Raw genomic sequence first — 10059 nt, 5'->3', positions numbered from 1 at the left:
TCTCTCCCGTGTCCTTCCTGGCTCCACGTGAGACTACGATGCCCTTCAGCGGTCGAACACCTCCCCGGTATCCTTCGATGAACCTTTTTTGTGCCGGTCGCGCACGATCCGTGCGCGACCGGCAACGGATGAGGGCGCCCACCCCCTGTCGAGCCCCCGATCGGCCCTGTTGGCAAGAACGAAAAAGGCCCCGCGGATCTTGGTCCGCGGGGCCTTCTGGGTCACTTGAGGCTTGCACCCGTGATCAGGCGTGCCAGCCGAACTCCTCGGCCTTTTGCCGCGCCAGCGCCGGGATGTCGGTGGCGACGAACTTGTCGTGCAGCACCTGGACCCCGATCATGTGGTTGATCACCGCGTCCAGCTGAACCTGGGTGGCGGCCGGTGTGTCCTCGGACTCGTGCAGCTCGAACACCTGACGCACGCCCTCCGGGTCCAGCAACCCGGCCTCGGCGACCTTCTTCGGGGACAGATAGCGATCGGCCAGGGCCTTCATCGCCGCCCACTTGACCGGGTCGGTGTGCGCGGGCGGCGCCATGAAGGCGAACTTCTCGCGCTCGTAGAGCACCTTCGGAAGCAGTCCCTTCATCGATTCGCGCAGCACGTACTTCTCGGTCTTGCCCTTGATGCGCATGGTCGGCGGCAGGTGAGCGGCGAACTCGGCCAGGTGGTGATCGAGGAACGGCGGGCGCGCCTCCATCGAATTGGCCATGTCCATGCGGTCACCGCCCCAGGTCAGGATCTGACCCTCCAGCATGGTCTTGATCCAGACGTACTGAGCCTTGTCCAGCGGATGCCGGCCTTCCAGCATGTCGTCATCCAGGGCGTTGGCGATAGCCTTGCCCGGCTTGTAGTCCTGCATACGCTCGCGGCGCTTCGGGTGCAGCAGGCCCGGCACGTGGTCGGCCGCCGCCAGCCACGGCTGCAGGCAGGACGGGGTGAAGCCCATCATCTGCGTGAAGTCGGGGTCGTTGACCTCGTCCTCGGCCAGCATCGCACCGGAGACCAGTTCGTTGGACTCGTTCAGCATCTGCTGCCAGGCCTGGCGGTCGGCCTCCGGCAGGGTATCCAGGCCGTGCAGGAACATGTCGCGGCGGAAGGCCGGATAGCCGCCGAACAGCTCGTCCGACCCCTCACCGGTGACGACGACCTTGTAGCCGGCCTTGTTCACGTGGCGGCTCATCAGCAACTTGGCGACACCCAGGGTGTTGTAGATGGTGCGTTCGGCGTGCCAGAGCGCCTCTTCGAAGTTGTCGTAGAGATGGTTGGCGTCCAGGGTCATGATGTCCTGGTCGGCCCCCACGCTCTCGGCCATCTCGCGGGCGATCGCGGTCTCGTCATAGTCGTCGTTGTCGAAGCCGATGGTGAAGGCCTTGACCGGCGCCTGCTGGCTGGCCGAGGCCAGCCCCAGGGTGATGCAGGAGTCGATCCCGCCGGAGAGGTAGCAGGCGACCGGCACGTCGGCCTCCAGGCGCAACTGCACCGCCTCCATGAGCTGGTCGCGCACGCCCTCGATCCAGTACGCCTCGTCGGTGTCGCTCTCGGGCGGGCGCTCGGAGGCCAGCGGGAAGTCCATGTCCCAGTACTTCTCCTGGCGGATCTTCAGCTTCCCGTGGGCGCGTTCGACGATCACCATGTGGCCGGGCTTCACCTGCTGGATGCCCTCGAACGCGGTGGTGCCGGGCACCATGGTCTGCATCAGCTGGTGATAGAGGCCGTCATCGGAAAACTGGCGCGGGACATCGGGGTTGGCGAACAGCACCTTCAGCTCGGAGCCGAACACGAAGCTGCCGTTGGCCTCGGTGAAGTACAGCGGCTTGATGCCGAAGCGGTCGCGGATCAGGATCAGCCGGTCGTGCTTGCGATCAAACAGCGAGATCGCGAACTCGCCACGGAAATGCTTGACCGCGTCCTCCAGCCCTTCGCGCTGGTACAGGTGCATGACCATCTCGGAGTCGCTCTTGGTGCGGAACTTCACCCCGCGCGAGGTGAGATCCGTGCGGATGCGCTTGTAGTCGTACAGCTCGCCGTTGACCGCGGTCATGATCTCGCCGTTGTCCATGCAGAACGGCTGACGGCCGCGGTTCTCATCCAGGTCGATAATCGACAGACGCGCATGGGAAAAGCCCACACCGCGGTCATCCTGGGCACGGTAACCGAAGCCGTCGGGGCCGCGGTGATACTGGATCGCGGCCATGTTGACCAGGGTTTGCGGGTCGACCTTGCGGGTCGGGTCGGCGTGAAAGATTCCTGCGATGCCACACATGGCATGTCTCCTTGGTTATCCGTTCGGGGCGAGCGGGGCGCGCGGGCCGGGCAGGCCCGGCGCGCCACGCCGCTCGCGGTTCAACTAAAAGGCGGCGTCAGCCGTCCGGGGTATCCATCACCGCGCTGATGCGGCGTACCACCGTGGTCAGCAGCGCCATGCGCACGAATACGGCCCCACGGGCCTGGGCGAAATACCAGTTGTGCGGGGTGGCATCGAGGTCGGTGGAGAGCTCTTCACCTCGCGCCAGCGGATGCAGGACCACTGCCCCCTCCTTCAGCGGGGAGTGGCGATCCAGCTTCAGCCCCTCGCCCATTGCCTCGAAGGTGTCACCCACCCAGGCGATCGCGTTGATGTACACGACATCCAGATCCGGTAGCGCCGGGTCCAGGTCGTGCACCACGCGTAGCGAGATCCCGGCCTCTTCCAGTTCCTCGCGCTGACCGGGATCGAAATTCTCGTCTTCGCGCGAGACGAGCACGATCTCGTCGATCGCCTGCGGGAACAGGCTCAACAGGCGCAGCAGGGAGCGCACCGTGCGCATGCGCGAGGGCACCCCGATGATGCCGACCTTGATGCGCTGCTCCGGGGCCACCTCGCCGGTGAACAGCTCCGGGCGCCACTTGGCCAGGGCGTAGACGTCCGCCAGCGCCTGGGTCGGGTGTTCGTCGATCCCGTTGCCGGCGTTCACCAGCGGGATGCGCAGGTTCTCCAGCATGTTGTGAGCGGCCTCGCCATCGGAGGAGCGCAGGACCAGTACATCGCCGTAGTTGTTGAACATCTCGGCGATGTCCGCCAGCGATTCGCCCTTGGCAATACCGGTGCTCTTGGGGTCGGTAATCGACATGACCGAGCCGCCCAGGCGGTGCCAGGCACTCTCGAACGACAGCCGCGTGCGCGTGGACGGCTCGTAGAACGCGCTGATCAGGATCTTGCCCGCCAGCGGCAGGTGCATCAGCGCCGGCGTGGTCTCGTACTGCGCCGCCAGGCGGAATAGCTGCAGCAGCTCGTCGCGCGAGAACTGCTGGCTGGAGACCACATGCGAGGCCGCCAGCTTGAGAAGCGGGTCCGGGTCTTCCTCCACCGCCGCCAGCAACGCCTTCGGCCGGTCGGTACCGGCGGCGCCGTCTTTCGGGTGGAGCACGTGCAGGGGATCTTCGGTGTAGTTCACCAGAGGCATCCTTTTTTCCAGTCGCGGATAAACAGGGCAATCAGCAGGATCGGGGTCAGCGTCGCCACCAGTGTGGCGACGATCACGATGACGGACAGGGCTGTAGTGGAGATCGTCATGCGGCCACCTCGCCGTCCGAATGGGCCAGGCGGCCCCAGTCGAATGGCCGCGGCATCAGCCAGGTGCTCAGCACCATCACGGCCAGCGAGACAGCGGCCCCGACCAGCGCGGCCACATAGAATCCAATCAGGAAGTAGCTGGCCAGGCCAATGCCCGACCCCAGTATCATCGACCAGGCCGCGCCCTGCGGGTTCGCCCGCTGCCAGTACAGCCCGGCGACGATGGGCCAGATCGCGGAGGCCACGAAGGCGCCGGTGAAGTACAGAAGCTCGGCCAGCGAGCCGACGATCGGCAGCTCGCCGCGGTAACTGGCCGCCAGCCAGGTCACGAGGCCCAGGAGCACCACGATCACCTTGGTCGCGTGGAACTGGTGCTGTTCGCTGGCCTGCGGGCGGATGTGGCCGCGGTAGATGTCGCGGGTCACCAGGTCCGAGGTGGCCGCCAGCAGCGAGTCGAGACTGGAGGCAAGCGCGGCGAACACCACGATGAACACCACGATCGCCCCGGTCAGCCCCAGCACCTCGGCGGCCACCAGCGGCCCGACCATGTCCGCGGCGGGCACGTTGAGGCCCAGCGCTGGCGTGGCCAGGGCAATGAAGCCGGCCACGATCGGGATCGGCAGCCACAGCAGGCCGCCAAAGAGGTAGGCCCGGAAACCCACGTTGCGGCCAAAGGCGAAGGCGCGCGACCACCAGACATTGGAGTGGAAGATCTCGCCGACGCCAAACAGCAGATTGTTGAACAGGAACATGATCGCGGCCGGGAACAGCAGGTTCAGCAGCTCCGGGCGCTCTTCCATCAGGTTGAAGTGGATCGCCTCGAAGCCGACCTTGTCGATGGTCAGCCAGGCGATGAACGCCGCACCGGCGATGATGATGACGGTCTGGATGAAGTCGGTCCCGATCACCGCGCGCAGGCCGCCCAGCAGGGTGTAGAGCACGCAGACGGTCAAAATCACGGTCATGCCCACGCGGTAGTCGATGCCGGCCAGGGCGTTGATCAGCACCCCGCCAGCCATCGCCATCGAGACCAGCCAGCCGAAGGCGTAGATCAGTGACACCACCAGGAACACCCGCCAGGTGAATTTGCCGTAGCGCAGCCGGATGAAGTCGCCGGAGGTAAAGCCCTCGGGCATCAGCTCACGGATGCGCCGCGCCAGGGGCGCGAACAGGATCAGGCCCAGGGCCCCCAGCGAGTAGCCAAGCATGCCCCAGACGCCCAGTTGCAGCGCCAGCTGCGGGGCCGTCATCGTGGTGTTGGCGGTGACCCAGGTGGCCATCGCGGTGGCGGTGGCCAGCGCCAGACCAACGTTGCGCCCCGCCAGCATGTGATCCTCGGCGGTCTTGTTGCGACGACCCAGCCACCAGCCCAGCGCCACCCAGAGGACGCTGAACGCCGCCAGCAGCCCCCAGGCGATGGAGGTCGGGAGGATCGGGTCGTCGAGCCCGGTCACGAAGCCTCCTGCACCTTCTTGATCTCGCGGATCGCCTCGTCGGTGGTCATCACGCGGGCGTAGCGGTCCTTGATGGTCGTGAGCGTGGCCTTCTGCATCTCCGGCGTCACCGTGGCCGTGGCGTCGTCCATCAGGGTGACATAAAAGCCCAGGTCACAGGCATCCCGCACGGCGGTGGATACGCACTCGTTGGAATACACGCCCACGATGAACAACGCGCTGATGTTCAGGTTGCGCAGGATGTAGTGGAGGTTGGTGGAGTTGAAGACCCCGCTGGCGGTCTTGTCCAGCACGATCTCGTCCCCGACCGGGGCCACCTGCTCGACGAACTCGGCATCCTTGGAGCCGGGGGCCGCGTGCAGGTTCAGGCGCTTGTGGCCCGGGCTGCGGTCGCGGCCATCATGCGTCAGTGAGCGGATGCGGGTATGGATCACCTCCAGCCCCTCTTCGCGGAAGGCGTCCTGCAGGCGGCGCACATTGGGCAGCACCGTCTGTTCCAGGCGATTGAAGTAATACTCCTGGGCCTCCAGCGGCACACCAGAGTCGGCGGAGTTCGCGAACACGCCGTGGCCGCGCGCGGCATCCAGATACTGCAAGTCGATGCACAGCAGGGCGACATGGTGCTCCCGCAACTCCTGACGCAGCACCGGCGTGGTGATCAGGCTTTCCTGGTACTGCTCGCGCAGCGGATCCAGGGAGTCGTAGTCGGTCAACTGGGTGACGTTGTCGTGTTCGGCCATTCCGGGCGCTTCCTCTCGTCGCGATTTATTGCCGAGCGGCCAACGCCAGGGCACTTTGCAGGGTCAGGTTGGCGCCGGTCTCGATGTCTTCCCAGTTTGTCCATTCCGCGGCGGAATGGCTACGCCCCTGCAGGCTCGGCACGAAGATCATCCCAGTGCGGGTGATGCGGCTCATGCTCTGGGTATCGTGGGCGGCACCGCTGGGCATGGTGATGTACTCCAGCCCCATGCGTTCGGCCTGCGCCTCGATGGTCTGCACGACACCGGGGTCACAGCGCACCGGATCGATCTCGGAGAGGACGTCGAACTCGAACATCAGGTCGCGCCGGCGCGCCAGGCTGGACAGGGTGCGACGGGCCGCATGGGCCAGCGCGGTCAGGACCTTCTCGTCGGTGTCGCGCACCTCGAAGGAGAAGGTCGCCATGCCCGGCACGGTATTCGCCGCCCCCGGTGCCAGCTCCACGCGGCCGATAGTGGCGCGCGAGTTCGGGCTGCCGTGCTCCTCGATCAGGCGATTGATCTCGCCGCCGAACTCCGCCAGGCCCTGGAAGGGATCGATACGCATGTCCATCGGCGTGGTGCCGGCGTGGTTGGGCTGGCCCTTCAGGCGCACCTCCCACTTGAACAAGCCGGTGATCGCCTCGACCACCCCGACACTGAGGCCGCGCCGGTCCAGCACCGGGCCCTGCTCGATGTGGGTCTCGATGAAGGCATGCAGGCTGTGCGGGTCGCGCCGCGCGGCCAGCGCGTCGTCGGCGTTCAGCCCCCAGTTGGCCATGGCCTCGACCAGGGTCACGCCTTCGAGATCCCGCGCATGGCTGATGCTCTCCGGGGTCAGTTTCCCGGCCATCGCCTGCGAGCCGAACATGCCGCCGAAACGGCCCTCCTCGTCGGTGAAGTCGATCACCTCGAGCGGGTACGCGAGGTCGACCGCGTTCTCCTTGGCGGTGCGCAGCACCTCCAGCCCGATCAGCACGCCCAGCGCCCCGTCCAGCGGCCCCCCTCCGGGCACGGTATCCAGATGCGAGCCCATGGCCACTACGGGCCGCTTGCCGTCGTAGTCGAGGCGCCCGTGCAGGTTGGCGGCACCGTCCTGCCAGACATCCAGGCCGGCGGCCTCGAGGCGCCCGCGAAACCACTCGCGCCCGGCGCGGTCGCCGTCGCTGAATGCGCGACGATGCAGGCCCCGGTCGGCATCGCGGCCGATCTGCGCGAGATCGTTGATGTCCTGCTGCAGACGCTGCATGTTGATCTTGAGATCCGTCATGGATACCTCCGAAAGCGGGTCCACCCCGGATCACGCGAGAACGTTAGCTCGACACGGATCGGCAGGGCAGGACCAAGTGAATCAGCTGCGCGGACGCCCGCGCAGGATGGCCCCGATCAGGACCAGAAAGACGACCGCGCCCACGGCAAAAAAACCGAAGGCTCGGGCCAGGCTGTGATGCTCCACCAACACCATGGCTTGATCGGCCCAGGTGTCCGGATCGGCATCCGCGGCGCGCAAGCGAAACCGGTAGTCACCATCGGGCAGGCCGCTGATGACCGTGCTGGTATCGCCCCCCTGATAGAGGATGCGCGCATCCGCGTGGTCGGGACCCGAGGCCTGCTCCAGTACCACGGGCGCATCTGCCTCCCACGCCAGAGTGAAGCCGCCATCCGTTGAGCGCTCGGGTGGCGCATCAAACGTGGGCTGCGCACCCGCCGATAGTGGAAGGCAGAGAAGAAACGGCAGCAACACGCGAAAGAATCGCATCAGGGCCTCCGCGTTGGCCGTTTCAGGACTTGCCGTCGAACGGCTGCAGGCCGGCCTTGGGCTCGGTGGTGTTCATCGCCTCGACCAGCAGGTCCAGACCCTGGTCCAGCTCCACGAGACGTCCCTTGGGCAACGACTGCAGGGCGCGGTTCAGTTCGCCCTGCGGGGCAGCCGGCGCCCGCTCCAGCAATTCCAGCCCGGCATCGGTGACGTAGAGCCGGACGATGCGCTGGTCCTTTTCCGGGCGCCGGCGCTCGATCAGACCCCGGTGTTCCAGCTTGTCCAGAAGATTGGACGTGGTGGAGGCATGCACCGATAGCCGGCGCGACAGGTCGCTGACGTTCAGTCCCGGAGTGCGCTGCAACTCCCACAAGGCCCACAGCTGCGAGGCGCTGATGCCGCAGGCGCGCTCCACCGACCGCGAATGCCCCTGCAGGGCGCGGATGATCACGCGCAGCTGGCGAATCACCGAGCGCGCGACATCCGGCTCGGCCGGCGCACCGGCAGGGGTGCCGGATTCATCCTGGGGTGCCTGGTGCACGGCTTGGGTGGAGGTCATGAAAACTTCTCGCAATAAATCATTCGTCTATTTATTTTTGTACAAAAATAGTTTTATTGCAACTCGAGGTCGAACTGGCGAAATCGGGCCACGGGCTCTAAACAAATGAGTTGGGGTACCTGCCCCGGCGAGAAACCCGCCTCCCCGCCGGGTCCGAGACGCGCGACCGAAGGGCCCCGAACCCTCGGGGCCACAAGGAGGAACACGGGGCGGGTGTGGTGGTCACACCACAGTGCGCGCGAGCTCGCGTATCTTGTTTACAACGCATTAGAAACTGCTTATAAACGTTGCCGGCTACGGTCAAGACGCACAGACGCGCATTCCGTGTCCGCCCAGGATGGCCTCTGGCCACACCCGAACCGCCCGACCAGAGAGGATCGCAATGAAGAAGACGATGAGCTGGACCCTGGCACCCCTTTCCGGTGCCGTTGCCCTGGCCCTGTTTCTGGGCCCGAATGTCGCTGCCGCGGAATACGACAGCATCCAGGTCGGCAACCTGTCGATCGGCGGCGCCCTGCGCGCGAACTATGTAGTCGGTGACTACCCCGACGCTGATCGCCGCTCGTGGGACAAGGGCGGCAACTTCCTGCTGGACACCGCCCGGATCAATCTCGATTACGAAAATGGCCCCTGGCTCGGGAAACTGGAGTACCGCTGGTACGACGGCTACAACATGCTGCACACCGGCTGGGCGGGCTACAACTTCGAGAACGAGAGCCAGCTCCAGGTCGGCGTAAACCGCGTGCCATTCGGGCCCGGCGCCTATGGCGTCTCCCAAAGCTGGTTCTTCGACCAGCACTACTACGTTGGCCTGTCCGACGACATGGACCTCGGCGTGAAGTACTCCATGCCGATGGGTGACTGGACCTGGGACTTCGGCTACTACGCACGGGATGAAGGAAACTATTCCGGCGATACCGAGGACAGCTCGCGGTACTCCTACGATGTCGTCAACGAATCCGGTGACGGCTACGAAGAACGCAACCAGTTCAATGTCCGCGGTATCTACAGCATCCCCAACGCCAATGCCGATGTCGGCTTCTCGGCGCAGTACGGCGAGCTGAAGAGCAGGGGCCCGCAAAGTGACGGGGACCACTACGCAGTCTCCGGCCACATGGTCAACAACTGGGGCAACTGGACCCTGGCCAGCCAGCTGACCTATTACAAGTTTGACGTCGACGAGAATCAGCCGCTTGGAACGGACAAGCTCGTTCAGATGGGCGCCTACGACTTCCCTAACACCGTGGCCGCAGAGGGCTGGATTCCGGCCGTTTCGCTCAGCTACTACAAGGAAACCAGCAACATCCCATGGCTGGATTACGTGATCCCCTACGCCGAGGTCTCCTCCATCGTGAAAAGCGAGAGCGACTTCAACAACAGCGATCTACTGGTTCTAGGGGCGGCCTGGGCGCGGGGTAACTGGTACATCTACACCGACCTGGCCTACTCCAACGGTAACGAGTTCGTGGGCGGTAACCGTCGCGGCGACAATCCATTTGGCGATCGCCTTGGGGCCAACGAGGAAGACAACTGGGAAGCCCGAGTGAACATCAACTTTGGTTACTACTTCTAAGCCGTACGGGCAAGGCCGTCTCCAGGCGGCCATCCGCCGAACCCGAGCCCGTGCCGTCTGGTGCGGGCTTTTTTGTGGTTCATCGAGCATTACCGGGGAAGGCTGCGCGGATTTTGAGGAAGAAGTATTCCTGGTCGCGGTAGCCATAGGCCCGACGCTTGATGACCTTGATCGTGTTGTTAATGCCCTCGACGACGCTGGTGTTCAGCCGGTGGCGGCAGCGCGAGACGATGCCGGGTAGGTAGGGCTCCAGCAGGCGTGCGAAGCGCTGCAGGGCCTGGATTCCACTCTCGTGCGCTTGCTGCACCCATTGCCGCCACGCCTGGTACGTCCGCTCGGGGCTGCGCTGGAACCACAGTCTCTTGAGTTCGTCGCGTAAGAGGTAGACCGTCAGTAACGCTTGGTTGGCCTGCAGCAGCTCGTC

Annotated in this window: 10 protein-coding genes; 1 reads left to right on the top strand and 9 read right to left on the bottom strand. The window is 65.1% G+C overall.

The annotated features are described in order from the left end of the window. Window positions 1-244 precede the first annotated feature (244 nt). The 8 genes from asnB to F816_RS0113850 all read right to left on the bottom strand — a co-directional run bounded on the left by asnB (window position 245) and on the right by F816_RS0113850 (window position 8062). Window positions 245-2263, bottom strand: coding sequence for an asparagine synthase (glutamine-hydrolyzing) (asnB, locus tag F816_RS0113885; RefSeq protein WP_019595212.1), 2019 nt, complete (start codon window positions 2261-2263; stop codon window positions 245-247). Window positions 2264-2360: 97 nt separating this feature from the next. Next, window positions 2361-3443, bottom strand: coding sequence for an aspartate carbamoyltransferase (locus tag F816_RS0113880; protein ID WP_018144908.1), 1083 nt, complete (start codon window positions 3441-3443; stop codon window positions 2361-2363). Continuing rightward, window positions 3431-3553 carry a hypothetical protein gene (locus F816_RS15110; RefSeq protein WP_019595211.1) on the bottom strand — a complete coding sequence of 41 codons (123 nt, stop codon included), beginning with the start codon at window positions 3551-3553 and terminating at the stop codon, window positions 3431-3433. Before F816_RS15110 ends, F816_RS0113880 begins: the two co-directional genes overlap by 13 nt. Next, a complete protein-coding gene (locus F816_RS0113870) occupies window positions 3550-5007 on the bottom strand; it encodes a sodium:solute symporter family protein (RefSeq protein WP_019595210.1) in 1458 nt (485 codons plus the stop codon). The genes F816_RS15110 and F816_RS0113870 overlap by 4 nt, the downstream gene beginning before the upstream one ends. After that, a complete protein-coding gene (locus F816_RS0113865; protein WP_018144911.1) occupies window positions 5004-5747 on the bottom strand; it encodes a cysteine hydrolase family protein in 744 nt (247 codons plus the stop codon). Before F816_RS0113865 ends, F816_RS0113870 begins: the two co-directional genes overlap by 4 nt. A gap of 25 nt (window positions 5748-5772) precedes the next feature. Beyond that, on the bottom strand, window positions 5773-7014 hold the full coding sequence (locus F816_RS0113860; RefSeq protein ID WP_018144912.1) for a Zn-dependent hydrolase: 1242 nt from the start codon (window positions 7012-7014) through the stop codon (window positions 5773-5775). Between the two features lie 81 nt (window positions 7015-7095). Continuing rightward, window positions 7096-7503: a hypothetical protein gene (locus F816_RS0113855; protein ID WP_019595209.1), complete on the bottom strand. Its 408-nt coding sequence runs from the start codon at window positions 7501-7503 to the stop codon at window positions 7096-7098. Window positions 7504-7525: 22 nt separating this feature from the next. Further along, window positions 7526-8062: a MarR family winged helix-turn-helix transcriptional regulator gene (locus F816_RS0113850; protein WP_018168765.1), complete on the bottom strand. Its 537-nt coding sequence runs from the start codon at window positions 8060-8062 to the stop codon at window positions 7526-7528. A gap of 382 nt (window positions 8063-8444) precedes the next feature. On the opposite strand from F816_RS0113850, the gene F816_RS0113845 reads away from it, so the two are divergent. Beyond that, window positions 8445-9635: a hypothetical protein gene (locus tag F816_RS0113845; RefSeq protein WP_026333284.1), complete on the top strand. Its 1191-nt coding sequence runs from the start codon at window positions 8445-8447 to the stop codon at window positions 9633-9635. A gap of 79 nt (window positions 9636-9714) precedes the next feature. Here F816_RS0113845 and F816_RS0113840 read toward each other — a convergent pair. Then, window positions 9715-10059 (bottom strand): ISL3 family transposase (locus F816_RS0113840; protein ID WP_019595207.1); only part of this gene is annotated, 345 nt, incomplete at its 5' end.

This window comes from Thioalkalivibrio sp. ALM2T, assembly GCF_000381505.1.
In the GTDB taxonomy this organism is placed as follows: Bacteria; Pseudomonadota; Gammaproteobacteria; order Ectothiorhodospirales; family Ectothiorhodospiraceae; genus Thioalkalivibrio; species Thioalkalivibrio versutus.
This window is presented reverse-complemented; position numbering and strand designations above follow the sequence as displayed.

Coding starts and splice junctions, on each gene's coding strand:
- asnB (WP_019595212.1), bottom strand. CDS start 2,263: ATGTGTGGCATCGCAGGAATCTTTCACGCCGACCCGACCCGCAAGGTC.
- F816_RS0113880 (WP_018144908.1), bottom strand. CDS start 3,443: ATGCCTCTGGTGAACTACACCGAAGATCCCCTGCACGTGCTCCACCCG.
- F816_RS15110 (WP_019595211.1), bottom strand. CDS start 3,553: ATGACGATCTCCACTACAGCCCTGTCCGTCATCGTGATCGTCGCCACA.
- F816_RS0113865 (WP_018144911.1), bottom strand. CDS start 5,747: ATGGCCGAACACGACAACGTCACCCAGTTGACCGACTACGACTCCCTG.
- F816_RS0113860 (WP_018144912.1), bottom strand. CDS start 7,014: ATGACGGATCTCAAGATCAACATGCAGCGTCTGCAGCAGGACATCAAC.
- F816_RS0113855 (WP_019595209.1), bottom strand. CDS start 7,503: ATGCGATTCTTTCGCGTGTTGCTGCCGTTTCTTCTCTGCCTTCCACTA.
- F816_RS0113850 (WP_018168765.1), bottom strand. CDS start 8,062: ATGACCTCCACCCAAGCCGTGCACCAGGCACCCCAGGATGAATCCGGC.
- F816_RS0113845 (WP_026333284.1), top strand. CDS start 8,445: ATGAAGAAGACGATGAGCTGGACCCTGGCACCCCTTTCCGGTGCCGTT.